Origin of the sequence: Sporosarcina sp. ACRSL, from assembly GCF_022346605.1 — a bacterium.
In the GTDB taxonomy this organism is placed as follows: Bacteria; Bacillota; Bacilli; order Bacillales_A; family Planococcaceae; genus Sporosarcina.
In genome coordinates this window covers 199,969-226,813 of the sequence record NZ_JAKRNT010000005.1, presented here as the reverse complement: position 1 = coordinate 226,813, position 26,845 = coordinate 199,969, and the positions used below count along the sequence as shown (strand labels likewise).

The 26,845-nt window shown below is 44.5% G+C and carries 29 protein-coding genes and 1 pseudogene; 4 read left to right on the top strand and 26 right to left on the bottom strand.

Annotated features, from left to right (window positions below):
* The first annotated feature begins 196 nt into the window (after window positions 1-196).
* Complete coding sequence (locus MHZ92_RS09500; RefSeq protein WP_239431446.1) at window positions 197-1,105, top strand: endonuclease; 909 nt, start codon at window positions 197-199, stop codon at window positions 1,103-1,105.
* 427 nt (window positions 1,106-1,532) lie between these two features.
* Here MHZ92_RS09500 and MHZ92_RS09495 read toward each other — a convergent pair whose 3' ends face one another.
* The 16 genes and pseudogenes from MHZ92_RS09495 to MHZ92_RS09420 all read right to left on the bottom strand — a co-directional run bounded on the left by MHZ92_RS09495 (window position 1,533) and on the right by MHZ92_RS09420 (window position 15,393).
* On the bottom strand, window positions 1,533-2,585 hold the full coding sequence (locus tag MHZ92_RS09495; RefSeq protein ID WP_239431445.1) for a hypothetical protein: 1,053 nt from the start codon (window positions 2,583-2,585) through the stop codon (window positions 1,533-1,535).
* Window positions 2,586-3,195: 610 nt separating this feature from the next.
* Window positions 3,196-3,309: pseudogene (locus tag MHZ92_RS09490) on the bottom strand (flagellin); the annotation flags it as partial.
* A gap of 342 nt (window positions 3,310-3,651) precedes the next feature.
* Window positions 3,652-4,845 carry a flagellin N-terminal helical domain-containing protein gene (locus MHZ92_RS09485; protein WP_239431444.1) on the bottom strand — a complete coding sequence of 398 codons (1,194 nt, stop codon included), beginning with the start codon at window positions 4,843-4,845 and terminating at the stop codon, window positions 3,652-3,654.
* Window positions 4,846-5,087: 242 nt separating this feature from the next.
* Complete coding sequence (gene csrA / locus MHZ92_RS09480) at window positions 5,088-5,309, bottom strand: carbon storage regulator CsrA (RefSeq protein ID WP_239431443.1); 222 nt, start codon at window positions 5,307-5,309, stop codon at window positions 5,088-5,090.
* Window positions 5,310-5,747, bottom strand: coding sequence for a flagellar assembly protein FliW (gene fliW / locus MHZ92_RS09475; RefSeq protein ID WP_239431442.1), 438 nt, complete (start codon window positions 5,745-5,747; stop codon window positions 5,310-5,312).
* 82 nt (window positions 5,748-5,829) lie between these two features.
* Window positions 5,830-6,384 (bottom strand): DUF6470 family protein, encoded by a 555-nt coding sequence (locus MHZ92_RS09470; protein WP_239431441.1) that lies wholly within the window; start codon window positions 6,382-6,384, stop codon window positions 5,830-5,832.
* A gap of 54 nt (window positions 6,385-6,438) precedes the next feature.
* Window positions 6,439-7,365 carry a flagellar hook-associated protein FlgL gene (flgL, locus tag MHZ92_RS09465; protein WP_239431440.1) on the bottom strand — a complete coding sequence of 309 codons (927 nt, stop codon included), beginning with the start codon at window positions 7,363-7,365 and terminating at the stop codon, window positions 6,439-6,441.
* An 18-nt stretch (window positions 7,366-7,383) separates the two neighbouring features.
* The gene (flgK, locus tag MHZ92_RS09460) at window positions 7,384-9,000 is read right to left on the bottom strand and encodes a flagellar hook-associated protein FlgK (RefSeq protein WP_239431439.1); all 1,617 of its coding nucleotides are present in this window, start codon (window positions 8,998-9,000) and stop codon (window positions 7,384-7,386) included.
* A gap of 15 nt (window positions 9,001-9,015) precedes the next feature.
* Window positions 9,016-9,513: a flagellar protein FlgN gene (locus MHZ92_RS09455; RefSeq protein WP_239431438.1), complete on the bottom strand. Its 498-nt coding sequence runs from the start codon at window positions 9,511-9,513 to the stop codon at window positions 9,016-9,018.
* A 24-nt stretch (window positions 9,514-9,537) separates the two neighbouring features.
* Window positions 9,538-9,801: a flagellar biosynthesis anti-sigma factor FlgM gene (gene flgM, locus MHZ92_RS09450; RefSeq protein ID WP_239431437.1), complete on the bottom strand. Its 264-nt coding sequence runs from the start codon at window positions 9,799-9,801 to the stop codon at window positions 9,538-9,540.
* Between the two features lie 237 nt (window positions 9,802-10,038).
* Complete coding sequence (locus MHZ92_RS09445) at window positions 10,039-10,602, bottom strand: GNAT family N-acetyltransferase (protein WP_239431436.1); 564 nt, start codon at window positions 10,600-10,602, stop codon at window positions 10,039-10,041.
* The gene (locus MHZ92_RS09440) at window positions 10,595-11,014 is read right to left on the bottom strand and encodes a TIGR03826 family flagellar region protein (RefSeq protein WP_239431435.1); all 420 of its coding nucleotides are present in this window, start codon (window positions 11,012-11,014) and stop codon (window positions 10,595-10,597) included. The genes MHZ92_RS09445 and MHZ92_RS09440 overlap by 8 nt, the downstream gene beginning before the upstream one ends.
* Before the next feature lie 11 nt (window positions 11,015-11,025).
* Window positions 11,026-11,634, bottom strand: coding sequence for a ComF family protein (locus tag MHZ92_RS09435; RefSeq protein ID WP_239431434.1), 609 nt, complete (start codon window positions 11,632-11,634; stop codon window positions 11,026-11,028).
* A complete protein-coding gene (locus tag MHZ92_RS09430; RefSeq protein ID WP_239431433.1) occupies window positions 11,631-13,010 on the bottom strand; it encodes a DEAD/DEAH box helicase in 1,380 nt (459 codons plus the stop codon). The genes MHZ92_RS09435 and MHZ92_RS09430 overlap by 4 nt, the downstream gene beginning before the upstream one ends.
* Before the next feature lie 238 nt (window positions 13,011-13,248).
* The gene (locus MHZ92_RS09425; RefSeq protein ID WP_239431432.1) at window positions 13,249-14,094 is read right to left on the bottom strand and encodes a DegV family protein; all 846 of its coding nucleotides are present in this window, start codon (window positions 14,092-14,094) and stop codon (window positions 13,249-13,251) included.
* A gap of 63 nt (window positions 14,095-14,157) precedes the next feature.
* Window positions 14,158-15,393, bottom strand: a complete 1,236-nt coding sequence (locus tag MHZ92_RS09420; protein WP_239431431.1) for an EAL and HDOD domain-containing protein — start codon at window positions 15,391-15,393, stop codon at window positions 14,158-14,160.
* A gap of 134 nt (window positions 15,394-15,527) precedes the next feature.
* Here MHZ92_RS09420 and MHZ92_RS09415 point away from each other — a divergent pair, with 134 nt between their 5' ends.
* Window positions 15,528-16,304, top strand: a complete 777-nt coding sequence (locus MHZ92_RS09415; RefSeq protein ID WP_239431430.1) for an enoyl-CoA hydratase-related protein — start codon at window positions 15,528-15,530, stop codon at window positions 16,302-16,304.
* 112 nt (window positions 16,305-16,416) lie between these two features.
* Here MHZ92_RS09415 and MHZ92_RS09410 read toward each other — a convergent pair whose 3' ends face one another.
* Both MHZ92_RS09410 and MHZ92_RS09405 read right to left on the bottom strand, forming a co-directional pair.
* Entirely contained in the window at window positions 16,417-16,833 is a 417-nt protein-coding gene (locus MHZ92_RS09410) for a hypothetical protein (protein ID WP_239431429.1), read from the bottom strand.
* A complete protein-coding gene (locus MHZ92_RS09405) occupies window positions 16,776-17,183 on the bottom strand; it encodes a flagellar export chaperone FliS (protein WP_239431428.1) in 408 nt (135 codons plus the stop codon). The genes MHZ92_RS09410 and MHZ92_RS09405 overlap by 58 nt, the downstream gene beginning before the upstream one ends.
* Before the next feature lie 112 nt (window positions 17,184-17,295).
* On the opposite strand from MHZ92_RS09405, the gene MHZ92_RS09400 reads away from it, so the two are divergent.
* The gene (locus tag MHZ92_RS09400; protein ID WP_239431427.1) at window positions 17,296-18,108 is read left to right on the top strand and encodes a flagellin; all 813 of its coding nucleotides are present in this window, start codon (window positions 17,296-17,298) and stop codon (window positions 18,106-18,108) included.
* Between the two features lie 23 nt (window positions 18,109-18,131).
* Here MHZ92_RS09400 and MHZ92_RS09395 read toward each other — a convergent pair whose 3' ends face one another.
* The 4 genes from MHZ92_RS09395 to MHZ92_RS09380 all read right to left on the bottom strand — a co-directional run bounded on the left by MHZ92_RS09395 (window position 18,132) and on the right by MHZ92_RS09380 (window position 21,272).
* On the bottom strand, window positions 18,132-18,416 hold the full coding sequence (locus tag MHZ92_RS09395; protein WP_239431426.1) for a late competence development ComFB family protein: 285 nt from the start codon (window positions 18,414-18,416) through the stop codon (window positions 18,132-18,134).
* A 448-nt stretch (window positions 18,417-18,864) separates the two neighbouring features.
* Complete coding sequence (locus tag MHZ92_RS09390) at window positions 18,865-19,506, bottom strand: TetR/AcrR family transcriptional regulator (protein ID WP_239431425.1); 642 nt, start codon at window positions 19,504-19,506, stop codon at window positions 18,865-18,867.
* 9 nt (window positions 19,507-19,515) lie between these two features.
* Window positions 19,516-20,544: an ABC transporter permease gene (locus MHZ92_RS09385; protein WP_239431424.1), complete on the bottom strand. Its 1,029-nt coding sequence runs from the start codon at window positions 20,542-20,544 to the stop codon at window positions 19,516-19,518.
* A complete protein-coding gene (locus MHZ92_RS09380; RefSeq protein WP_239431423.1) occupies window positions 20,541-21,272 on the bottom strand; it encodes an ABC transporter ATP-binding protein in 732 nt (243 codons plus the stop codon). Before MHZ92_RS09380 ends, MHZ92_RS09385 begins: the two co-directional genes overlap by 4 nt.
* A gap of 177 nt (window positions 21,273-21,449) precedes the next feature.
* Between MHZ92_RS09380 and MHZ92_RS09375 the strand changes: the two genes are divergently transcribed.
* On the top strand, window positions 21,450-22,571 hold the full coding sequence (locus MHZ92_RS09375) for a helix-turn-helix domain-containing protein (RefSeq protein ID WP_239431422.1): 1,122 nt from the start codon (window positions 21,450-21,452) through the stop codon (window positions 22,569-22,571).
* Window positions 22,572-22,590: 19 nt separating this feature from the next.
* On the opposite strand, the gene MHZ92_RS09370 is transcribed toward MHZ92_RS09375, so the two are convergent.
* The 4 genes from MHZ92_RS09370 to MHZ92_RS09355 form a co-directional block, all read right to left on the bottom strand.
* On the bottom strand, window positions 22,591-23,136 hold the full coding sequence (locus MHZ92_RS09370) for an SF0329 family protein (protein WP_239431421.1): 546 nt from the start codon (window positions 23,134-23,136) through the stop codon (window positions 22,591-22,593).
* Window positions 23,133-23,678, bottom strand: coding sequence for a GNAT family N-acetyltransferase (locus tag MHZ92_RS09365; RefSeq protein ID WP_255723455.1), 546 nt, complete (start codon window positions 23,676-23,678; stop codon window positions 23,133-23,135). Before MHZ92_RS09365 ends, MHZ92_RS09370 begins: the two co-directional genes overlap by 4 nt.
* Window positions 23,679-23,695: 17 nt before the next feature.
* On the bottom strand, window positions 23,696-25,666 hold the full coding sequence (locus MHZ92_RS09360; protein ID WP_239431420.1) for a S9 family peptidase: 1,971 nt from the start codon (window positions 25,664-25,666) through the stop codon (window positions 23,696-23,698).
* 79 nt (window positions 25,667-25,745) lie between these two features.
* Window positions 25,746-26,819 (bottom strand): citrate synthase/methylcitrate synthase, encoded by a 1,074-nt coding sequence (locus MHZ92_RS09355; RefSeq protein WP_239431419.1) that lies wholly within the window; start codon window positions 26,817-26,819, stop codon window positions 25,746-25,748.
* Between the last annotated feature and the right edge of the window lie 26 nt (window positions 26,820-26,845).

Sequence of the window (26,845 nt, the reverse complement as noted above, 5' to 3'; positions counted from 1 at the left end):
ATTGGTTATAATTATTTTTTTGCAATCATAAATCGGTTATTTTATGTTCAAGATCAGCCTTAAATTATCATCAAAAATTAAAAGATAATAATTGTTTCACTGAACAAATCTATGATCTAAATATTGCTACTACATGATGAACAATTTAGGCAATTTTGATATAGTAGGAATATAATTTCCTAAGGAGGGAAATACATTGTCTTTTAATCAATTCATTTGCGGAAAATTATTAGGAGACGGTTGTATTACAAAGCAGGATAAAAGAAAGCCCCGTTTTCAATTCATGCATCGCGTAGAAGACTTCGGCTGGTCACTGTACTGTTATGAGGAACTAAAAGACGAAATTCCCTTAAACCCTCCTGTTTATAGGAAAGTTGCAGACAAGCGGTTGAAGAAAGGGTTTTCCGAAAGTTATGTAGTTCAGTCGAAAACGAATCTAATCATCACAGAGTTACATGAGATTTGGTATCCAGAAGGAAAAAAGAAATTACCAATCCGATGGGTTCAACAATATTTAGATGAGCGAGCGTTGGCGTGGTGGTACCAAGATGATGGGCATTTGAAAATGGTTAATGGAGTTGCAAGTAAAATAATATTATCGACCGATAGCTTTTCTTCGGAAGAAAACGAGTTTCTTATGCAGCTATTGTGGGATAATTGGAGATTGAAATTTAGTATAGACGGTCAAAATCGGCTCATCCTATATGATCAATTCCAAATCATTTATTTCGTTCACTTGATATCACCATGGATACATGAGTCAATGGATAGGAAAATATTGCCAACCCAACCACTCCGAACAATAGCGAAAAGGACAAGCATTTACTTACCTACCACTTACAAAATTGAAAAACCTACAGTTGAAATAAACATGAAATTGTCAACACTTTCGTCACTGTACAAAGACCCGTTCACGCGTACAGTTTGTCTTGATCATATCTTCCATACATTTCATCCTCTTATTAGAAAGCAAGAAAAGACAATCGGCTATCAAATTGTCATTGAACAACAGCATAGGACTGATTTAGCTAAAATACGCCAACAGACTGGTTTGACAGTAAGTCAGTTAGCGGATTATTGCTTTTCGTATGCACTAAAAACATAACCCTTGTTATTCATGCACTAAGTTGATTTCGAGTGGGCTAATTTGTAAATATCCATTTTATGTACAGTCAAAAAAGACCCTACGCGAACAGTCGAATAAGATCTTTTCCTGATCGTGCTCGTTTTAAATAATGCTCTCTATTTCGGTTACAAGATCCAAACCGTAATTTCTTTAATATTTCTTTAACTTCTTCCATTTCACCTGCCATTAATTTATTCTAAAATAATCAACCTAGTTATTGTGTAATGTATAAGAGAATTGGTATATGGGATTTTTGAAATTGGGAAAACTAAATAAATAGGATTCATATATTTAGAACCACAAACAAAGGACCTTTAAAAATAGTAATTCATAAAGTTTTGATGCCATTCAAATCTAAATTAAACAATATAATTAGATCATAGTTTATCCCATTTTATCTCATCGCCTATTTTGATTTCCTCCCGAGAAACCATAACAACACAATAATTGAAGTAGTATAGTGCCAAACATCGTATAGATAATTTAATTCAGCTCCGTTGGGCAATATTCTATGTTTAAACATTCTATTTCTGATTTCAACAATGTCTTCTGGATTGTTTTTGCTTATACTTTTGTAGACAAATAGATGAGACTCTTCTTCAAGTTTCTTTTTGTCGGTAGATGTGCCATGTCTTGAAATAAACCCCAGTTTTTCGGCCTCGTTAAATAATCCAAAAAAATGCTTTCTCTCTTTGTTACTAACTAGATCTAGTAATTCAATCAACTTATCGAATCCACTATCCTTTCTGAATTTGCTACTATTTTTTTGTACATCTGCTTTAATAAACTCTAAAATCTTACTCGCTGTCGATATAAATTGCACATCACTGTAATTATTTAATTTTCTCCAATTATGCATTACCATTCCTAATTCCGGATTGGAAGCCATTTTTATAATTAGATTATCGTAATCACTAATCATAAATTCCTTCTCATCGGCGGATAAATATGGTGAAATTCCATGACTTTCTAGAATCTTATTCAAATTCATAGCAAGCCAAGCCTCTAACACTTCACTTTTAGTTATATATCCATTATTATCAGTTCTATCTTGTCCAGGATAATAGGTGCAAAGGTACGTAGTTGCATCAACGGACTCATAATTAAACTCCATAATGTTGTAATGTAATGATTGTTTCTGTATTTCATCAAAGCTCAAATTACTTTCTTGAATATTCTTGTAGTACTTACTCGCGAAATGATTTAGCATATGGGCTGCATCAAAAAAGGACAAGATAACTCTATGAAAATAATATGTACCTTGTTCACCTAATAACTTTGGCATGGATTCTAACTGCTCATGCAATATAAAAAATAATCTATTAGGTCTTTTAAAGACATGTTCAGTAATGTCATTTCTTGCCCATTCATCTTGAATAAAAAACAATTTAGAATCGTGTTTGGTAGGTAGTTTACAAAATGGAGAATTAATATTTAAAGCAATTTTACTTGATTGCATATAGACTTCCTCCCAATTACTTTTATGCTTTAAGCAAGTTACCTACTCAATTTCCGTTATTTTAATTATGTATTCTCATTATGAAATCGCATTCAAACAGTATCTATAAGTAGTTTATAAAACATTTCCTAATTACTTTCAATTAATTTTGAAGAGTAATGTATTCAATAACAATTTGTCTCTAAGTACAAAAACGCGATCCGAAAAAACTCCGGACCGCGTTTTATTAACCAGATTAGCGTAGAAGTTGAAGTACGCCTTGTGGTTGTTGGTTGGCTTGCTTTGCCGCCATGTCTTTCAATCATGGAATAGACTATATCTTCACCCTCAAGTTGCCTTGTAGGGGCTGGGCACTTCGAATGTTACAACTCGTAACACCCTACGGATTTCATCGTCATAGCGATTGCCTTAGACGGTCTATCCTAGTCGTTGAACGTTCCCCACGGTTTCCCGACAGGGGCTTCGCTGCTGATTGTCCAATCTCTTCGTTTTTCAAGCCGTCGCGTTTACCGTTTCCAGTTCCGCTGTGGCAGAAGAGCTCTCAGGAGGTTCCAGCAATTCACCCAGTGATCCTCTAACTCGTTACCAAGTTAGACGCCCGTTCACAACATTACCGAAGAAGTTGTAAGACTCCTTGCGGGGATTGCTGTGCTTGAGCCAACATTGCTTGTGCTGCTTGAGTAAGGATGTTGTTCTTTGTGAACTCCATCATTTCTTTCGCCATCGTGCGAACATTAGCTTTCACTAATGACTAGACTATATCTTCACCCTTCGATTGCTCGGTAGGGGTCGGGCACTTCGGATCGGCAAGGTTCTCAGTCTTGCGTTTCCTACGGGTTTCATCATCATGGCATGTGCTGTAGATGGTATACCCTAGTCGTTGAACCTTCTCCACTCTTTCGAGACAGGAGCTTGGCTGCTGATTGCCCAATCTTTCTTCTTTTCGGCCCGTCACGCTTACCGTTTCCGGTTACGTTGTGGGGAAGAAAGCTTCAGGGGTTTCCAGCAATTCACCCGATTGTACTCACTGACCGTTACCAGTCAGGACGACTGTGTCTGTCACTGCTTACGCAGCAGCTAAGACATAATCCACGTCGCGGATACGTGATTCCGCAGCTGTTAGGTTTTCGGAAGAAGTTCCGAGGTTGTTGATTGTGTGCTCTAGTCGGTTTTGGTAAGAACCAAGCTTTGATCTTTCTGCCGATACTTTCTCCAAAGCATCATTGATAGTTGTAATAGCTTTACTAGCAGATTGTCCGTCAGAAATGTTAATTCCTTTTACATCAACTTGTGCTCCATCTGTAAGAGCAACTGTAGCTGTAAATAAAACTTTTGTTGTGTCGTTCATGTCAGTAAATGTAATTCCCGCGTCTGCAGTTTTAGCTACCGCTTTACCTGCTGCATCTCTTAATACACTATTTGCAGAATCGAACTTAAATGATCCTGACTCTAGTCCATTATTTTGGAATGTTGCATTAGCTTTCAAATTAGTGCCATCGAATGTCGCTTGACCAGTAGTGGTTTTTTGAGTGAAAACTATAGTACCAGTACCAGCACCAGTTCCATCTGCTTTTTCTGTTGTAAATGTTAAACCATCTGCACTTTTTGCCACAATATTATTTGATGAATCTACTAAATTATACGAGCCTGCAGTAGCACCGTCTTGAATTGTATAAACTGTTCCTTGAGACAGTGTGTATTCACCCGCAGCACCTGCAGTATAGGTTCCACTACTTGCAATGCTTGCATCTCCAATAACTCCAAGAGATGAAGATTTCATATCCTCAACCGATAAGGAGATGTTTTGTCCCTCATTGGCACCTATGTGGAAAGTTCCTTTAAACGAACCATCTAATAGCTTTTGTGTATTAAATTCTGTGTCATTACCAATTCTAGTTAACTCCTGTGCTAATTGGTCAACCTCTTTTTGTAATTCTGCACGGTCCGAATCATTATTAGTTCCGTTAGATGATTGAACAGCTAACTCACGCATACGCTGAAGGATTGCATGGGTTTCATTCAATGCACCTTCAGCAGTTTGAATCAAAGAGATACCGTCTTGCGCGTTCTTTTGAGCCATATCCAGACCACGAATTTGACCACGCATTTTTTCGGAGATTGCTAGACCTGCTGCGTCGTCTCCTGCACGGTTGATTTTAAGACCTGAAGATAGTTTTTCTAGGTTTTTAGATGCTTGAGTGTTGTTAGCACCTAGTTGGCGGTGTGTGTTAAGAGCCGCGATGTTGTGATTAATTCTCATTGTAATTTCCTCCTTGAGTGTTTATGGGTTCACGTCCTTGTGACCCTAAGTAGTTTAGTGCTCACGGAGTAAGAGCCGGCCGAACTCGTTACTGCCGCTTACAATATTAGTATCGGACAAGTTGGTTATGAGTTTAGCGTTTTGTGAAAGATTTTGTGGGATTTTAGAATATTTTAAGGAATGTTTTAGAGGGTGGGTTGGATGCCCTAGCTTTCATGAGTAGTTCAGGCATCCAATGAAGGTTATTCTTTTTTTGTAAGCTGTGAAAATAAGGATGCATCTAATGTTAGTGCTTCGGTATTTGTTTCTGTAATTGATTGCACGAGTTCGCCACGAAGGATATCAACGTGCTTCGGCGCTTCAATTCCTATTCGGATTGTGTCGCCCTTTACATCAAGGATTCGAATCTCGATTTCATCACCGATTTTAATTGTTTCGTTCGTTTTACGTGAGAGGACTAACATTTATTTTGCCTCCTTTGGTTGACCGATAACATAGCGGGTTGTAAAACGATTATCGTTTAAGATCATTTGCTTTGCTTTCCTGTTGTTCAATTGGAAGATAAGCGGTGCTTGTAGGTTGATTGTGGATGTTTCAAATGGTTGTTTGAGCGTAAGAATGCCTAGTACGAATACATCTTCCGGTTTTTCAATATTAAGCAGTTCGATTGTCGGTTCGTCGATATCGAATGAATAATCATCAACAAGTGTATATGGGTTTGTGACGATGAAAGCCACTGATGGTGTTCTAGAAGACTGCAATACTTGAAACATATCGTTTCCTTCAATAGGAAGAAGGATAAATTCATTTTCGTCTTCAAAGCCAGGCATTCCTTTTGGGAAGTTCCATAGTTGTTCGGACTGAATGTTAACTTCGCCGTGGAATTTTGTTTGGATGATCATGTATGTCGCTCCTTTAACTAGTTCACTATATTGAGAGTACCATTGTCTGAGAAAATAAAAAAGAACGAGCTCTCCCGTTCTTTTACACTTTCCAATCGATTTGGATGGATGGGTACTGTTCCATCACGCCGGATACTTTGCCCGTTGTGTAGGTGTGAATCGGTTTGTTCACTTGGACATCGAATACCGGCTTTTGCGGTGTTGCGTTGATGTTGAGTGTTCCCGGTTGGAAGGACATTTGGATTTTGGTGCGATTACCAACGAAACGGATGCCTAGTGGTGCAGGAGGCGGATTTGTGTTTTGTTTAGCTATGTCGGCGATTGGGTTGCCGCCGTTTTCGATTTGCATGAGCTGTTGGCCTTCTTGCGCTCGTCTTGCGATACCTTCAAGTATGGTCTGCATCCCGTATTGAGCGTTCTCATCGCCTCTTCGCAACGGGCTTTTCAAGTCGATATCCGCACGTGCTTCTGTTGTGTCGATAGACAGCTGTGAACTTGTTGTCGACATTTCAAGGATGGCAGCCGGTTGTTCTTGGTGAATGGTCGCTTTGGGTTGTTCAATCTCCTGAACTGGTTTATCGATTTGAAGGCCGAGGATGCCGCGCGTTGTCTGGATTTGAAGTTGTGGGATGTTCATAAGTTTTCACCTTTTAGCAAAGCGTTTGGCGTTAGACCAAACGCTTTCGGTTTATTAACGTAGAAATTCTACTAAAGACGGTTGGATGATCCTTGCGCCTACGGATAGAGCAGCGCGATGAACCGATTCTTGTGTGATCATTTCTGTGATCACTTTCTCGATATCGATGTCCTCGTTTTCGGACATTTGTTTTTTAGAGATGACTTCTTGGGAATAGAGACGGTTATCCATCATTTCTGCTCGATTTTGACGGGCACCGATGTTTGCACGCTCCTTCAGGACAAGGTTCTGTACAGTGTCTACATTACCTAAAAACGAACCGATGTCCGATCCACTCTTTCCTTCATCATTGATCGTCTCAGTCAATTGTCGGAACATGTCATCTATTTTAGAAAACAATTCAAAGCCATTTGTGTTAACTTGTAGTTCAACACCATCGAAAACTTCTATTGTTACGGATTGTTCGTACGACGAATAATCAGTAAAGGTTGGATAAGGTTCACTTGCGTTTTGGGGGATATCAAGACCTGCGATTTTCTCGGCATTAAATAGCGGTTCTCCGGTTTTTGTTCCGGAGAAAAGATAATTTTCTCCCGACTTTGTATTCGCCAGGTCACGCACTTGTTCACGCAGCTGCTCGATCTCTTTTAAAACTTTTTGCCGATCATCGTATGTTTTTGTATCGTTTGCTGCATCCGTTACAAGTTCTTGAAGCCGTTTCATTGCTTCACCGACATGGTCAAGTGCATCGTCAGTTGTATCTAGCCAGTTATGCACTTCTCCAAGATTTCGCTGATATTGCTCTACTTTATCCACCTGCATACGATATGCCATGCCCTTCATCGCAACGACCGGGTCATCGGATGGGCGGTTCACTTTCTTCTGGGTTGCTAACTGGTCTTGCAGTTTGCCCATTTTATTGTAGCTCGTCGATAAATTCCGGAGCATGTTGTTGGAAAGCATTGATTGTGTTACACGCATTGCAGTTCTACCTCCCCATTATCTGCCGACTACACCCATGCCGTTGATAATTTTATCTAATGTTTCATCAATTACTGTAATCATTCTGGCAGATGCGTTGTACGCTTGCTGGAACTGGATCATGTTTGTCATCTCTTCGTCCAAGGAAACTGAGCTGATGGATGCTCTTCGATGTTCGACCGCTCCGAGCAGTGCACCTGAATTGAATGCCATCTTCGAAGCATTCTGCCCTTCAACTCCTAGCTTTCCTATGACCCCTTGGAAATAGGATTGAATAGTTGACTCTCCTATTAAGGATTCAAATTGCATACGGGCAAGATTTTTCGCATTATCTCCGTTGCCTTCTTCGTTAGGTTTTAAAGAAGCTGCCAGTTTATCCGAGTTCTTTTGAATTTCGCCATTCACCTTAATATCTGCTGCAGTCATTTGGCTATAATCATATGGATCAGCGGGGTTATTAAGGTCCTCCGTGTAGCCTATGAAGAAATTATCGCCATGCGTTCCACTGTTCAATTCGTAGCCGCTACTATGAATCTCGTTAAACTTCTCAGCAAACTTTCTCGCCATTTCATTCAGGTTTTCAATCATTTCCGGATAAAGACCCCTGAGTTCATTGTTATCAACCTGGTAGCCGAAAGAAGTGATCAGGGAATTAATTTTTCCCACGTCCTTTGATTTTGCGAAGGTAATAGGGTCGACTTTGGTTTGGCTGTCAGATAAATTCAGATTGACAAACTTCTCGACTCCTTCTTCAACGGACTTTCCATCAACTAAATAGAAGCCTGCAAAAGGAGACGCGCTTGGAGTTGTCTTATTCTTAACATCTGCTCCCTCTGTTCTAAACTGTGCATACTTCGAACCTTCAACCACTTTTATTTCCTTACCGCCGAATGTTACTGTCACCGTAAGTGTGCCTTCTGCTATTTTCAAAGCCCTTCCGCCGGATTCAACCTTCTCTGTCTTGACTGGAAAATAGGCGGATAATTGATCCAATAAATTATCACGTGCATCATACAAATCATTTGGCAAGTAGCCGTTCGGTTCTACTTGGGCAATTTGTCCATTTAGTTTCGCAATTTGATCAAGGATTGAGTTTACGTCCTCCATTGCTATTCCAATCTCACTGCCAATATCCTTTTGTATCTGTGTTAATGAACTATGGAGATAGTTGAATGAATCAGCAACAGCCTCTCCACGTTGGACGACGACATCCCGCGCTCCGCCATTTTTCGGGTTGACGGCAAGGTCGTTCAGTGACTGCCAAAATTCACTAAGCGATTTTTGAAGACCATAGTTTGATGGTTCATTCAAAACATCTTCCATCTGGGAGATGGCTTTTGATTTTGATTCCCAATACCCAAGCTTATTAGATTCCTGTCTGAACTGCTGGTCGACAAACGAATCACGGATACGCTGGATAGAACCAGCTTCAACTCCTGTCCCAAGGAAGCCGGGCATTGTTGGTGTGTTGAGACCTACGCCTGGGAAGCCCGCTGTTGCTTGCATGTTGACGCGTTGGCGGGAGTAGCCGGGTGTGTTGGCGTTGCTGATGTTGTGACCGGTTGTATATAAGCCGGATTGTTGTGTGAACAAGCCGCGTTTGTTTGTTTCGAGTCCCATGAATGTGGAGCGCATGGTGAGTGTTCCTCCTTAGGCTTGCGAGTCGAAGTTTGGTATGTCCTTCGTCTCTTTTTTGCCGTTGATTTCTGTTTTTGAGTAGGTCGCCGATTCCGGGCGTGGGCGGATCATGTCCAGCGATAGATTCACGAATTGAAGGGATTGGTAAGTTAGTTTTTGGTTCAAGTCGTTCTGCGCTTTCAATTCATGAATCGCATGCAGGAGACGGTCCTTCGCCTCCGTTAGTTGTTTGTTTTCCGGTTCGGGCGTTGCTTCGATTAAGTTGGAGATTGTCGGGTTCATCGGTACGGGCCGTCCTTGTCCCTTCAAGTAGGCGATGACCGCTTTTTGCCGGTCGTTGTCCATTTGGACGATGGCAGCAAGATGTGCCTGCTCGTCTTTCATGAGCTGGTCGATGCCGTTGATGTCGCCGCTTTTAATAAGCGTAGTTTTTTCATTTGCAATGCGCAGTAGGCTCTTATGCAGTTTTTCCAAGTTGTCGAGTATGGAAAGGATTGTTGGGATAGACATGGAGACCCCTGCTTTCGTCTTCGTTTATTTTTTGTAGTACTTGATCAGGTTGGCAGCGAGTTTTTCATACTCGATTTTGTAGTTCCCTGATTCGATTTGGGCTTTCAATTGTTGCACACGTTCATTTCGTTCCGTCGTAATCGGTGAAGTTTCTGAAAGTTTTTTCGCTTCGGATGAGATTTCAAGTTTATCCGTTTTGATTTTCGCCTGTTCCTTCACCTGTTCCGCTTTCAATTGGTTTGTGCGGTACGGGTTAATGGCCGGGATGTTGATTTTACTTATTTTCATTTTTCCTCGCTCCTTTCGGTTTCATTATGCTCTTAGTCTTTATTTCGGCAGATTTGTGACAACGTTTAGGGGCTTTTGGACGAAAACCGGAAATGTGCTTTTTTCCTTGGGGTTTCCGTGCTTATTATTTCCTATTAGATGAAGAAAAAACCGACTTGTGCAAGTCGGTTGCGGCGTTTATGCGCATTTGTTGAGATTTATGCGTACGTTTTGGCATTTATGAGTATCTGTAAGCACTTATGCGTATTTTGAAGGATTTATGCGTGTATTCTGCGATTTATGCGCAATTGTTGGGTTTTCTGCGTTTTGGGTCAGACTATATTGAATAAGCTGAGTCTCTTCTCCCAAATATTCTTCGGTACCAATTCTACTTGTTTCCTCGAACCCTAAGTTCTCCAGCATTTTCCGAGACCGCTTATTCGTTTCGTGAGTTTCTGCAGTAAAAACGGTGATTCCTAGTTTCGTGGATGCGTATTCCATTAATCTCTGCGCTGCGTGATAGCCAATGCCTCGTCCCCATAGCGAGCTTTCGCCGATTGCGATGCCGATTTCAGCGGTGTTTCCTTCTATATTTGCCAAGTCTGCATAGCCGATCATTTTTCCATCTAATTCGATTCCCATTCTGATGAAATCATCTGCTCTATTGTTTACACAAAAAATCCACCATTGACGCAGCTCTTCTTCATCGCGGTTCCTCTCCCAGTCATTTGCGGAACAGAACTGATCGTCCTTGCTCCACTTCAGGACGGTTTCGTAATCATCGATCCGCAATGGTCTGAGTACGATTGATTCCTTACTCATCTTGCTTGCGCTCGGCTAAGTATGTGCCAGTTTCATTTCTTTTGATAGCTTCCCTGAATTCTTGAGCGGCTTCAAATTGGCGCAGACCGCTTTTTAGTTCTTCAGTGCAGTTGACGCAAAGCTTCCCTTTTGTTGTCAGTTTGCCGCAGTTGTCGCATGGGTAGCCGAGGTTCGGGAATAGTGCCGGTTGCAGGCGGCCTTTTCTCACCCATTTATGGAGCAATGTTTCAGTGACGCCTGTCACTTCGACGATTCGTTCGATAGTCGCGGCGCGGTTTTCGCGTTTTCTGAGGAAACGGTATACTTCCTCGTACATTTTCTCTTCATCGCGAGCGCAGTTAGCGCATACTTCGCGGATACCTGTGTAATTGAAAAACTCTCCGCATGTCGGGCAATTTCGTAATTCAGCCATTTTTGTTCCTCCTAGTTTTCGGCACGGATAAGTGTAACTGCTTCCACTCGATCAGCGCCGGCTTCCTTTAGGACAGCAGCAGCTTGACGTAGTGTCGTGCCTGTTGTGTAAATATCATCGACGAGTATATACGTCGTATTTTGAATGTCGCTTCCGGGTTTAATTACGAATAAATTCTGCATCGCAAGCCGCTCTTCCCTCGTCTTCTCCCCCATCACTTCGGTGTTCGTCTTCATGAGCAGATCTTCGAATGGAATGCCTGCCGCCACCAACATTTCTTCGACGTGTGCAAAAGTCCGTTCGATTTTCTTTTTTGGATGCATCGGAATCGGCACGATGATGGCGTCTTTTCGGGCGAGCTCCCCTCGCAGCTCATTCGCAAAGACACCTGCAAGCGCGACGTCCTGAAGGAATTTAAATTGGTGGAGATATTCGCGCATCGGCTCGTTGTATGTATAGATGGAAGTGATGTGATCGACGATATCGCCTTCCTCTTTTATGTCGACACGTTCGAAGCTTTTTGAACAGTTTCCGCAAATTAATGATGACGTTTCAATGTCGAATAGGGACTGCCAGCTCGGGATTGAAGCGAGTTTTTGTTCGCAAAGGAGGCAATTCATGTACGGACTCCTCCTTTATTCAACTTGAGGATTTCAGCTTTCGCTTCGTCCATCGCGTACGTGATGCCGTTATGGAACAGGATGAAATCACCTGTTGGATAATCGACCGAACGTCCGACACGGCCACCAATCTGAATGAGTGCCCCTTTGTCGAAAATTTTCTGCTCGGCCCCAACGACCGCCACTTGGACATTCGGAATGGTAATCCCACGTTCCAAAATTGTTGTCGTAAGCAGTCCAGGCAGTTCTTTATTCCGCAATTCTTGTACATGCTCTTTTCGGTCTGGGTGCGAGGCATGGACGGACCGGATGCGCGGGTCGATGAGTTGGAATAAAGGCTCCGCTTCCTCCATTAAGCCAATATGATGGAAGAAGATGAGGAATGGTTCGTTCCGCATGAGTCGTTGCTCCGTCCAATCGATGAGTTTTTTCGGAAGTTTTCCTTTCCGGATTTGCTTTTCGTAATTCCATAGCGGGCTGAAGGTTGGGACTGGTAATGGATGGCCATGATAGCGACGATTGATGATCGAGACGAAGCCGGTCCGTTTCGTTTCTAAGAGGAGTTTGTCTGAAGGCGTTGCGGTAACGTAATGGACGGGGGATCCAGGTTTGACGGCTTTTTTCACGGCTCGTTGCAATGTCGCATCTGCCTTGTATGGGAAGGCGTCCGCTTCGTCGACGAAGACGGCATCGAATGCATGCCGGAATCTGTACAGCTGATGGGTTGTCGCAAGGACGAGATGCGAGGCTTCCATAGCTGGCTTGGCACCGCCGGATAAAGCTTCGATTTTCGTTTCCGGAAATGCAGCACGGAGGCGCGGTTCGAGTTCGAGGATGACGTCGACGCGGGGCGCGGCGATGCAAACACGTTTTCCTTCCATGAGTAGCTTATGGATTGGCTGGAACATTATTTCTGTCTTCCCCGATCCACATACGGCATAGATTAGATGGGAAACTTTCTTTTCTTGGCTTTGCGTTAATTCCTCGGAAGCTTTTTGCTGAAGCGGTGTCAGTGTACCTTGCCAAGCGATTGTATGGTCCGTCGAGTATTCCGGTTTCTCTCCTTTCCAGACGATGAGTTCTGTACAAGACGAAACCCGCCCCATTTTCAAGCATTGTCGGCAATACGTGCACGACCCTTCGCATTTCGCACAGTAGAACGTTGTGAATCTAGTCTGATCATCGTTTTCACAACGGTTGCAGAAATGTTGTTTTTGATTGAGAAAAGACGGTTTTGATTCAATACCTTTGATTGTATCGATATGGCCTCCTTTGATGAGCGCGTCAATTTCTTCACGTGGAAAAGGGGTGTGCATGCGCAGCCAAATGCGGCCTTCCAGGAAATCACGGATTGCCGGATTGAATGGTTTTGTCATGTCTCCACCCCCAGTTTTGTTATTTGTTGTTGTGCGCGGCGGGTTTTTCATTGAACGAAACTTTGTGCCGTGCTAAATGCCTTTGACAAACTAATGATTTAGATAAGTGATGGAAGATTTATGATCACTTATTATGATTTATGAGCGCTCGGACGGCGTTTATGATCACTTATTCCGATTTATGAGCGCTCGGACAGTGTTTATGATCACTTGCCACGATTTATGATCACTCATCAAATCACGCCCTCCGTTTCACCCATCCAAGCCCCATTGCCCCCTCGCCTAAATGCGTTCCAATCACCGGGCCGAAGTGGCTGATCGTGAACTTGACGTCCGGCAGGCGTTCTTCAAGTTCTGCCTTCCACGCTTCCGCTTCTTCCGGCTGGTTGGCATGGATAATCGCTGCTTCTAGTGGCATGATTGCCGCGTCTTCCGCAAGCATGTCCGCAATTCGTTTCATCGCCTTTTTACGAGTACGAATCTTTTCGAATGGGACGATGACTTTCTCTTGGAAGTGAAGAATCGGCTTCACTTGCAGTAATCCACCTATCAATGCTTGTGCGCCTGATAGTCTGCCGCCACGCTGTAGATGTGCGAGGTCGTCCACTATGAAATAGGCGCGCATCGTCTTTTTCATTTCTTCGAGCTCCGCCATTATTTCGTCGGGGCTGGCACCGTCTTTCGACATTTCCGCTGCACGGATGACGTAGAAGCCTTGCATATAGCAAGACAGTTCCGAGTCGAATGCGCGGACGTCGACGCCTCCTACCATTTCCCCAGCTTGGACGGCACCTGTGTATGTACCGCTTATGCCACTTGATAGATGGATAGAAATAATCGCGTCATGATCCGCTTTCAACGATTCGAATAGCTTGGCGAATTTCCCGATCGGTGGCTGGGACGTTTTTGGCAATGGGCCTTCCCCGCGCACTTTATCGTAAAATTCCTCTGTTGTGAGATCGACTTCTTCCTCGTAAGCTTGTCCGTCGATCGTCACCGTCAACGGGATGACGTGGATATCGAGTTTTTCCACTATGTATGGAGGCAAGTATGCCGTGCTGTCTGTAACAATAGCTGTCTTCATTTTCTTATCAACTCCTGCAGACTATTCTACTAAAAATGCAGGTGAAAAGAAATGACATAGAGTTCATCTTTCAATCATCTGTGCCCACTGGTTTGCTTTATTGGAAAACAATGCAATCTCTTCTTTCGATATCCCAAGCTGTTTACTGATTTTCTCGATTTTCTCCAAATCGAATCGTTCCGTAGCAATGGCGAGCTCCAAGTAAGTCGTCATGCTCGTCTTCTTGCCAAGTAACGTTTCCGCCACTTTCTCGGAGAATGGGAACATTGGCAATATATCGTTCCAGCTGCGCTTCATAATGGCGTCCAGCAACGAGAACAATCCGACAAAGAAATGTTCGTCGCCGTTCGGATACCCCATACGGACTGCGACGAGTTCACACATTTTGGCTCGTGACATCGAATAAGAAACAAGCGCTTTAATGCGGCCACTTGATGAATGATCGCTAATATCTTGCAGCATTAAAATCCGCATCCATCTACGCAGTTCACGTAATCCAATCAGGACGATTGCCTGTTTGACGGAGCCGACACTTTTCGGGATGCTGAAATTGAGTGTATTAATGAATCGCAATAATTTGTATGTGAGTGAAATGTCATGGAGGATTAGAGTTGCGATTTCGTCAATGTTCGGAGCGTTGTCATTCAACCTGTTAATGATTTGCATATGCAAATTGAGGTTCGCGGGTATTTCGACGCCTTTAATGATATCGGGTTTAGCGAAGAAATAACCTTGGAAAAGGTCATATCCGCTTATTTTCGCTTGCTGGAATTGTTCCTCAGTTTCAATTTTTTCCGCAAGCATCTTAATATGCGGATATTTTTTTATGAATCTTTCGATCGTTTTTCTGCCCTCTTCATCGACATTGAGGAAATCCACTTTCACGTAATCGATGAGATCGAACAGTTCGTTATGTAAGGCATATTGGTCTTGCAAGATAAAGTCGTCAAGCGCAAGCTGAAATCCATCTTGTTTGATTTCCTTAATTCTCGAAATGAGTGTCGGTGTAATTTCGACGTCTTCTAAAATTTCGATGACGACATACTCCGGCTTCAAGCTTGAAAAAATATCTTTGATAAGCAGATCACCGGAAAAATTAATGAAAGACTTCGAGTTTCCCGAGATCTGATCGACGCCGATCGACAGAAACGTATTGACAAGCAATTGGATCGTCGCCTGTTCGGGATCGATGTTCGGAAAGCTATTCCGCTCACTATTCCGATAAAGTAATTCGTATCCATAGATGCGACCTTCACTGTCTAAGATCGGCTGTCTGCCTACAAATATATGCACTTCCATTCTCCCACCCCTCAATGCAAACAGTATACCAAAACTAGTCCTCTTTGACTATAAATTTTCAAACTATTTTAATAGATTGAAGTTGTGAAAAATGATATGTTGTAAGAAAGTTAGGGAATGGGAGGAGACAAACAATGGAAACGCTATTATTTGAACAACAAGGACATATCGCAAAGGTGACGCTCCACCGCCCGGAAGCGATGAATGCTTTCAATTACAATATGCTTACAGAACTAGGACAAGTAATCGAGTCAATCCGCATCAATCCCGATATCCGGGTTGTCATTTTTACAGGGGCTGGGGACCGGGCATTCAGCGTGGGGGCCGATTTGAAGGAAAGACGGCAGCTGACGGATTCACAAGTAAAACGGAATATTTATAAAATCGGCGAAGTGTTTACGATGGTGGAGAATTTGCCGCAGCCGACGATTGCGATGTTGAATGGCTATGCATTCGGCGGCGGAATGGAGCTTGCGCTTGCGTGTGATTTCAGGTTCGCAGCGGACACGGCTGTCATGGGGCTGACGGAAACGGGGCTTGCGATCATTCCGGGAGCTGGCGGAACGCAGCGGCTGCCGAGGCTCATTGGCGAAGCGAAAGCGATGGAGCTTATTTTAACGGCGAAGCGATTAAAGGCGGATGAGGCGTATTTGTATGGCATGGTGACGGGTGTGGCTACTGCAGACGGTTTGAAGGAGACGGTGGACCGATTTACAGAGCAGCTGCTCGCAAACGGTCCAATTGCGTTGCAGCAGGCTAAATTTGCCATTAGGCATGGAATGAACACCGATTTGCAAACCGGGCTTGCAATCGAGCGGAAGGCGTATGAAATCACCATTCCGACGGAGGACCGGTTGGAGGCGCTAGCTGCGTTTGCGGAGAAGCGGAAACCGTTGTTCAAAGGGAGATGATAACGGGACGTCCCGGGAATCGCAAATGCCGTGTGTTCCTGGGAGTTCTCGTAACTGCGCAAAGAGTCTCATATTCACCCGGAAACTTCTCGTAACTACGGAAAGAGTTCTCTTATTCTAACGGGAAGTTCTCGTAACTGCGCAAAGAGTTCTCATATTCACCCGGAAACTTCTCGTATCTACGGAAAGAGTTCTCATATTCTAACGGGAAGTTCTCGTAAGTGCCAAAAGTGTTCTCATATTCACCCGGAAACTTCTCGTAAATACGGAAAGAGTTCTCATATTCTAACGGGAAGTTCTCGTAACTGCGCAAAGAGTTCTCATATTCACCCGGAAACTTCTCGTAACTACGGAAAGTGTTCTCATATTCTAACGGGAAGTTCTCGTAAGTGCCAAAAGAGTTCTCATATTCACCCGGAAACTTCTCGTAAATACGGAATAAGTTCTCGTATTCACCCGGAAACTTCTCCTTCAAAGGCGGTCCGTCGTGAAATTTCTGCGTCGCGTTACTTGCTTTGCGACTTGCCATGACGCGATTAGCTGAACGGTTATTTCTTCGACATGGCCGAGCAGGTCATCTGTTTTGGCCATATGCGTCTGGACTAGGCATTGGTTCATATGTAGGTAAATGACCATTAGCCGGTCGCTTCGTTCTGCTTCGTGGTCGGTCGTCGTCATCAATTCGAAGAGGAAGTCTTGGGCTTTTTTCAGTGTTCGGTCACGTTCGTCGTTGTCGCCTGCTTCTATTGCCTGCTTGCAATGCTGGACGTTTTTTTGGAATTCGTTAAGCAGGAGAAGGACGTATTCCATCATGGAAAGTGTTGATGCGCTTGCTTCTTTGTAGATTTGGATCGCTTTTTCGATGTCTACGGTTGTCATGAGTAATTCCCCTGTCGCTTTTTCTTTAGTATCGGCTTTTTTCTGTTCATTTGAATGATTTGGAGCCGATATAAAAAGAGAAGTTGACGAATGTTGGAATTGGGGTGATGGAATGCGTGTTTTGAGTTCAGAGCATATTGCGGTTTCGGCAAACCGATCGATGCGGAATGCGGGCCAGATCGAGAAGAGTTTGTTGAAGCTCGGGTCTGGAACGAAGATTGCGAAAGGCAGCGATAATGCGTCGGGGCTGTCGATATCAGAGACGATGCGTGCACAGATCCGCGGGATTTCGCGGGCGCAGAGCAATATGCAGGATGGGCTGTCTTTGCTGGAGGCTTCGAATGAAGGGCTGAACAATGTGAATGGCCTGCTGCAGCGGGCGCGCGAGCTTGCGGTCATGAGTTCGAATGATACGCTGACGGTGAATGACCGGGCGGCGAGTCAATTGGAGCTTGATCAGTTACTTGAGGCAGTAGATGATACGGCGACGAAACTTGAGTTCAATACGAAGAAGATTTTGGGGCAGAACGGTTCGTTGACGTTGCAAGTTGGGGCGAATCCCGGGCAGCAGATGCAGATTACGCTTGTGGATGTTAGTTCGGAAGCGCTTGACCTTAAAGGTGCTTCGTTGGAGTTGCGGGATCTTGCAGAATCGTTAATTACAAAAATCGATGACGCAATTAAAACGGTTTCAAGTCATTTGACGCGAATCGGATCAAACATGGAAGCCGTCGAGCATCATTTGACGAATGCTTTAACGTTCGAGAATAATTTGACGAAGTCGCTTTCGTTGCTGGAGGATACGGATATGGCGAAGGAAATGATGAACTTCGTCAATTTGGACATTCGTCAGCAAGGCGATCATTTGCTTGTGAAACAGGTGAATCAGAATATCCATAGTGTGATGTCGTTGTTTTCGAAGTGAGTAGGCTCGGGATTTCTCCCGGCCTACTCTTTTTTTGTGTTTTCGCAGCGGGGTGATGCGGAGACGATTCGTGCTGCTTTTACGACGGTGGAGAGGATGTTCGTGGCGGCTTGCCGATCGGCGACGTGGGCGGCACGGATGTACGGGCTATGTTTTTCGTTGACGATGTATTGTGGCTTGAGCTCGTTGAGTGCGATTGCCATGATGTCGTCTTTGCATCTGTCACAATCGCAATTCAGTTGAAGTTCTTTTTTGTATTGTTGCAATACGGCTTGGACGACTTCTTCCATTACGTTGTATACTGGCATGTTTTCGTAACCCCCCTAGGATCTATTCCGCGGCGGATGTTGAGCTTTGGAGATGGACCGCCATTAGGATTGGTTATATTTTCATCAATTGTAACATTGTTGGAGTTGGTTGTGAATGTAGGATGGAAATGTTTTCATGGTTATGCGCGGATACAGGGATTTATGCGTATCTGGCACGGTTTATGCATTGATTTCATGATTTATGCGTAGCCGGACGGATTTATGCGTAGATTTCTTGATTTATGCGCATCTGGACAGAGTTATGCGTAGATTTCTTGATTTATGCGCATCTGGACAGAGTTATGCGTAGATTTCTTGGTTTATGCGTCGATTTCTTTATTTATGCGTAGCTTGATGGATTAATGCGTAGATTTCTCTATTTATGCGCATCTGGACGGATTTATGCGGGTTTCCAACAAAAAAAGAAGGTGCGAGACCTTCTTTTCATTCATTCCTCCGGGGCAAGGCCTTTTTTGAGGAAGTGGATCATTCGATTGATTTCCTCCTCGTCATCCCATTTTACGCCGAGGACGTATTTTGTGGCGAAGAAGCCCATGATTGTCGGAGCTGCGAGGCGGATGACGGTTGTTGCGGGCAACTTGACGATCTGGCCTTTCGATTGGTAGTGTTCGATAATCTGAATCAAGCGGTTGATTACTTTTTTTCCGATGTGCTCGATGAATTGCTCTTTCAGTTCGGGGTGGAACGGGACTTCCTGGAGAAAGATTTGGACGACTTTCAAGTTTTTCTCAAGGAATTCCTGGCGGTTTTTGATCATCGCGCGTACGAAGTCTTCGAAGTGCTCGAAATCTTTGTTCAGCACTTTATTCAAGTCTTTCAAAATGATGGGACCAAGCATTTTGAGCATCATTGGTGTGACAATGGAAAGCAGGAGGTCCTTTTTCGTCTTGTAATGGCGGAAGATTGTACCTTCTGCGACCCCTGCTTTTTTGGCGATTTCATTTGTTGATGTCGCGGCAAAGCCTTTTTCTGCGAACATTTCAGTAGCTGCGATGAGGATTTGCCGCTGTTTTTCTGTTAAGCTGTCGTCTTCCTGCAGTAGTTCTTCAAACATATTTTCGTCTTTCATGAGTCCCTCCTAAATTTTGCGATATTTGCGTAGAACGGCGATGTTCATTCCAATGAATAGCAGGCAGAATCCTGCAAGTATGAACAGGTTTATCATGATGTCGCCAAATCCGGCACCTCTTACCATGACGTCGCGTAACGCTTCAGCGGCATAATAAAGAGGTGTAAAGTAGCTGATCCAGCTGAGCCACTCGGCAATCGTCTCCAAGTTGAACAGGCCGGAAAAGAACACTTGCGGCACGACGACAATCGGGATGAATTGCATCATTTGCAGTTCGTTATGGGCGAATGATGAAAGTAGGATGCCAAGCGTCAGCGCAGTCATTGCTAGGATGAGGATGATTAGGAGCACGTATATGAAGGCCCCTTCCATCACCATGCCGAGCACATAAATCGCATACGCTGTTATTATTGTAGACTGGATTGTCGTGAAAAGTCCAAAGCCGATGACGTAGCCGGCAACGATTTCCCATTTCCGCAATGGGCTAGCGAGAAGTCGTTCGAGTGTGCCCGTCGTCCGTTCGCGCAAAAATGAAACGCCTGCGATGAGGAAGACGAAAAAGAACACGAAAAATCCGAGTAGGACGGGACCGAAATAATCAAACTGCCCCATGTCGCTTGAACCGTGCAAGTAGGTAACTTCCAATTCGGGAATGTCGACTGCTTGCGGCGGTTTCGGCAATGCGTTCTGTAGCCATTTCATCGTGGCACCCGTGACGCTTGGATCACTTCCTTCAAGAACGATGGCGGGAGTATTGCCTTCAATCTTCAAATAGCCGTCGAGTTCCTGCGCGGCAAGGCTTTCCTTTGCTTTTGTTTCCGTTTCGAAGAACGTTACTTGCGCACCTTCTGTGTTGATTTGGTCAGCGAGCATTTCCGGCACATCGACCAACCCGATTTTCGGGATATAATCCTCACCGTTAAAGACAAAATAAAGCATCGTCAGCACAAGAATCGGCGCGAAAATAAGCAGTCCAATCGTCCGTTTATCCCGGACGAGTTGACGGAGAATCCGTTTCACTAATGCCATCACTCTCATCGTTCCTCACCTCCGAATACAAGAAACGCTTCCTCGATTGTCGAAGAGTTCGTTTCCTTTTTCAGCTCAGCTGGCGTGCCGACCGCAATCAGTTTGCCGTCACGGATCAGCCCGAGACGATCGCATTTATCCGCTTCATCCATGACGTGGGTCGTAACGATGAGCGTCTTCCCTTCCGCCTTCAAATCGGTAAATGCTTTCCAAATGCTTTTCCGTAGGACCGGATCGATTCCGACGGTCGGCTCGTCGAGGATGAGTAATTCCGGTTCATGAAGAAGCGCAATCGCAAGCGACAATCTTCTTTTCATTCCACCCGAGTAGTTCGACACGAGTTTCGTCATGTCACCCGAAAGCTGGACGAGCTCCATCACTTTGCTGATTCGCTCCATTCGTTTTTCTCCTTTTAACCCATACAGTTCAGCGAAGAATTGGAGATTTTCCTTCGCCGACAATTCCTCGTATAGTGCGTCCGATTGTGCCATATACCCGATGCGTCTAATCAGATCTAACGAAGGCATCCTCTGTTGAAATAAATAATTCTCCCCTTCCGTCGGCTCGTCGAGTCCCGCCAACTCCTTCACCAATGTCGTCTTCCCCGCTCCGGACGGTCCAAGCAAGCCGAAGATCTCCCCTTCGTAAATATCGAGGTTAATCCCTTTCAGAACTTGATGCTTGCCAAAGCTTTTGGAGACGTTGCGGACAGAGACGCATACTTCACTTTTATTCATTGATGGTCACCTCTTTTTCATAGTGAGTGATTACTCACTTTAGTATACTCTATGAAAATCGGATTGTATAGTGAGTAATCACTCATTATTTTTATTTACTAAACAGCTATATGCAATGAATGCTTGCTAGATTTACCTTTTGAATTCTGAGAAGATTCAATTAAGGAGGTGGTGATAATGAATCTTGGAGAAAAATTAAAACTCAGGAGAAAAAAATCAGGTTTGACACAAGAGCAAGTTGCCATGGAACTGAATATCACACGACAAACATTATCGAATTGGGAAGTTGGTAAAAACTATCCCGATATTGACTCTATAATTTCACTTAGCCAAATTTATAATCTCTCGTTGGATGAGTTGCTGTTAGGGAAAATCCATTTTAAAGGAGAATCTGTTATGAGTAAGAAACTTTCAATAGAGGAAATCAAAACATTGATCACAACACATTACCCGGAAGCGATCAATGTGAAAGAATTGACTGGCGGTCTCGCTTCCCAAACGTACTTCTTCGAACAAGGCAAGCAACGGTTTATTTTTCAAGTAGGAAATCTTAAAGGTTTTCAAAAAGAACAGTTCATTGATCAAAAACTTTCTAACACGTTGCCTGTCCGTCATGTAGTAGAGATTCACGAGACAGATGAGGTAGCCTACGCTATATCCGAATATATCGAAGGCAATAAATTGTTTGACCTCAACAGCCAGCAATTACTCGACATCGTCCCTGCTGTCTTACAAACATTCGAAATGTTGGAATCGATTGAAGTAGAAAAGGAAGGCTATGGCTATTTTGATGGCACAGGAAATGCTTCCTACCCAAGTTGGATCGATTTTATCAAGGCGGTTTACAACAATGACATTTATAATTGGTCGTCATTAGAGGAAAAGGGATTGGATTCGGATGTTGTTCAACATGCCATTCAAGAGTTGAGGTCCCATATAAGCTGCATCAATTCCACCAAAAAGCATCTTGTCGACGGAGATGTAGGCTCATACAACTTATTGGCCGAGGATAACCAAATAACAGGCATCATCGATTGGAGCTTGGCATTGTACGGAGACCATTTATACGATAAAGCCAATTTACTCTTTTGGAATGAAGATAAATTACAACCACTCATTCAGGAAGTGAAAAAGAAGTACATTACTTCTGATGAAACAAGAGAAGTCATTTATTGCTATATGCTTCGGATTGGACTCGAAGAAATCTATAACACAGTAATCCTCAACGAAGCAGGATATGACATTGAATGGGTTGCCAATCGATTGAATGACATTTTGAACAGCTGGAAATCGAATTAAAAAAGAGGATCGTGTGTCATTACGACATACGATCCTCTTCTGCTTTCATGCGAAGCTTGTAAAAATCCCTTACAAGGTCTGCTTCTGCTTCAACGTTCATGTTGGCCCATCTTCTTTTCCCGAGGCGCCGGTCGAATAAGGCAATGGCCCGGATGAAAGGATGCTCATAGGTGAGCGCTTTGTCAAAGGCCATATGGATGTAATCGAACAGTAGCCCGATGATTTCATATGCGGGATATAAGCCGCTCTCTCTCACTTCTGTTTCGGCATCATCATATGCGGCGTGAAGTTGCTTAAGTTCATTTGATTCCCACATCTTCTTCCAATCAGAATCCCATTTCAATGAGAGTGCCCTCTCCTCAGTTAATTCCTGACCTCGAGTATTGGCAGCGATGTTGTAGGGAATATCCGAAGCTCGAAAAATCTCCTTACCGTCAAAGGTGATCCGGAACGTCCCCGGTTGGTCGTGGCTTTTCCGGTGGATGACATAATGGTATTCGATGCGTCCTTTGAGCGACTCGCAAAGCAATCCTTCCGCCAGTTGCTTAACTTTCGACCATCTCATTTCGCTTTATGCGCTTCCCATTCCTCACGAAGCATGCCCATCCGAATCGAGTCGTAGTAGACGCCTTCCCAATAGCGGACTTTGCGGATGCGGGCTTCCATCGTCATGCCGAGCTTTTCGGCGACGCGGATCATCCGGGCGTTACCCGACCACGTCGTAAGGCCGACGCGGACGAGCGGCATTTCATTGAATAAATGATCGATCCACATCGTGAGCGCCTTCGTTCCATAGCCGCCACTCCAATATTTCGGCTCGTAGATGAGAATGCCCATCTCAAGCCAGAGGGACGGCTGGTGCTCCCAATAGTAGCTCACCATGCCGATCAACTCGCCGTCCACTTCGATGGCCCAGTAATCGCCTTGATCGACGATTTGCTCTTTCCTTTCCAGGAACTCTTCGTACGTCATCGTCACGTGCTCAAAGTACGGGGCATCCCATTTCTTCCACTCGGGATTCTTCTCTTTGAAGCTTAATTCCCACATGCGATGCAAATCTTCTTCTTTAATTGGTCGGATCGTTACGCCTTCTAGAGTGTATGACAACTAAAATCCTCCGGTTCTTATAGGTATTTCTCGAACCAGCCCGTAATCTCGTTCAACCTCTCAACACGCAGATTCGGTGCACCGGTCCGCGATAAGTTATGGTCAGCATCCGGGAAACGGACGAATTCCGTCTCTTTCCCCATGCTCTTTAATGTAATATATAGCTGTTCCGCTTGTTCGATTGGGCAGCGGAAGTCTTTTTCCGAATGTAGAATCAATAGTGGCGTCTCCACGTTCTCCGCGTATTTCAACGGTGAATGCTTCCAAAGTGTTTCAACGTCCTTCATGTCTGCCGCGATTTGCCAGTCGCTGAAGTAGTAGCCGATGTCGGATACGCCGAAGAAACTGATCCAGTTACAGATTGAACGTTGCGTCACCGCCGCTTTGAAACGGTTCGTATGGCCGACGATCCAGTTCGTCATGAAGCCACCGTAGCTGCCACCCGTTACACCGAGGCGATCTCCGTCAATCCATTCATTTTCCGCCAAAACATAGTCGACCGACGCCATAATGTCTGCATAGTCGCCGCCGCCGTAATCACCGCGAACTGCATCAACAAATTCCTGGCTGTAGCCGTGGCTGCCGCGCGGATTAGTGTATAACACACCATACCCCTTCGCTGCAAAAAGCTGCATTTCATGGAAGAAAGAATTCCCGTACATCGTATGCGGTCCACCGTGGATGTTAACGATTAGTGGGTACTTCTCCCCTTCCTTGTAGCCAGCCGGTTTCATGAGCCAACCGTGCACATCCCAGTCTTTCGCGCCTTTGAATACAATCGCTTCCGGCTTAACGAGTTTCACTTCCTGCAAATAGTCTTTATTGAATGAAGTAAGGGCTTCCCTTTCGCCCGTTGCAATCGTCAATTGATAAATTTCGCCTGGATTTACCGGATCGCTCACCGCGACTAACGCGAAATCGCCTTCCCGATGGACGGCATAGCCATAGACGTGCTCGTTTTCAGCAGTTGCCGGATACAGCTCCCCTTCAAGCGTCGCGAAATAAAGGCGGACATCGCCCATCGCAGAAAGTTGGAAATACAAATGATTGTCCTTCGTCCATTCAGCACTTGGTGCACTTGCCCCTTGCTGATGGTCCGCAACCGTATAATCCCCGACCGGAGCATCAACGCTTTCCGTAATATTGATTGTATTGCCACGTCTCGTGTCATATACATACAAATTGCCGTGCGTCGCGTTTTGGAACGTGCGATCCGAGCCGACAAAAGCGATATAGTTGTCGTCGAATGAGAATCTAGCACCACCGTAGTAGCCTTGTTCTTCGACGATGACCGTCTCTTCTTTCGACTCGATATCGACTAAATAAAGAGGTTGGCGGAATTCATGATCCAAATTCTCGCTCCGGTTCACACCGATGACGAGCTGTTTGCCGTCATTCGAAACAGCCTGTAACGTATGCTGGTGATTCCCTTCCGTAAATTGAGTAACTTCTTCCGTTGCAATGTCGATGACACCGATTTGCTTGAATGAATCCTGCGGCAATAAACCGACGCCGTCCATTTTATATTTCATTTTTGTCACGCGAACCGGTTCAGGCTTTTTCTTTTCATCCTTCTCTTCTTTGTCCGTGAACTTCTTGCCTTCCTTCACAGAAGCGTCAAACCAGATTTTCGTTCCGCATGGTGACCATTCGAAGCTGGAAACACCCTTTTCAAATGAAGTGAGCTTTTTCGCTTCGCCTCCGCGGGCGGAAAGGATGTAAAGCTGATTTTTATCATCGCGATTCGACAAAAAAGCGATCTGCTTGCCGTCCGCGGACCATTTTGGCGAGCTGACACGGTGTTTTCCGTATGTCCATTGCGTCGTTTCTTTCGTCGCTAAGTCGATGTGGTATAGGTTGGAAATATATTTATTTTCCTCTTCGTCGATATGCGTTTTGATGAATACTGCTTCTTTTCCATCAGGCGAAAGCTGTGGATTCGTGACCGATTGCAGTTTGAATAAATCTTCTGTTTGTAAGTTTCTCATGGGAATTCCCCCTTCTATTTTTCTCTCCTACATATTTCGACATCCGGAGGAGTTTTCCCTTTTAATATTTTGATTTATTTCAAGACTTTTTTCCGATATAGACGGATTGCGGCCGGAAGATCGTGTTGTCGCTTAATTGTTCGATGGCGTGGGCCGTCCATCCCACCATTCTCGCTGCGCTGAATGTCGGGGTGAACAGTTCTGGCGGCATGTTAATCGCGCGCATGATTGCGGCTGCGTAATACTCGACGTTCGTGTATAGTTTACGACCAGGCTTGTATGTTTCGAGCAATGCGATAATCTCTTTTTCGGCCGCTGTCGCGAGGTCGAGCCACCCGTCTTTCCCTGACAGGTTTTCGCATTTGTCTCGTAATATGATCGAACGGGGATCTTCCGTTTTATAAATGCGGTGGCCGAATCCCATGATCCGTTCGCCGGTTTGCAATTTTTGCTCGATGATCGGTCGGATGTTTTCGATTGTGCCAATCTCTTCAAGCAGTTCGATGACCGCTGAAGGAGCGCCGCCATGCAATGGCCCTTTCATCGTGCCGAGAGCGGACGTGACAGCTGCCGTCAGATCTGACTCAGTGGAAATGGTCACCCTGGCTGCGAAAGTGGACGCGTTCATCCCGTGTTCCATCGTCAATTTCAAATACGTTTCAAGCGATTCAACATGGACGTCTGAAGGTTTAGTGCCGGTAAGCATCCATAAGTAGTTGGCTGTATGGGATAAAGCTGGGTCCGGCTCTATGATTAGTAGTCCGTTCGCGTTCCGGTAATGTCTCGCGATGATGACGGGCAGCGCCGCTGTGAGATGAAGCGCTTGCTGTTCGATCGATTGATTCGTGAAACTTTCATGCACGTATGCAGATATGGCGGTACGCATCGCGTCCATCAATGGCGTTTCGGGCGGGAGAGCGTCGATGATCTTTTTTACATGAGGGGGTAAGTCTCTTCCGTCTTGAAGTGTAAATGATTCGTTTTCGTCCGGGAATTTTCCGTTCCAGAGGAAATATGCAATCTCCTCGAATGAATGCTCATTGATAAGCTCACCTACTAGGACCCCACGGTAACGGAGTTCTCCAATATCCCCTTCGACTGAAGCGATTTTCGTGTGTACTGCAACGACATCTTTCAAACCTTTTTGAAACATGATCATTCCTCCTCCTTTTCTTCAGT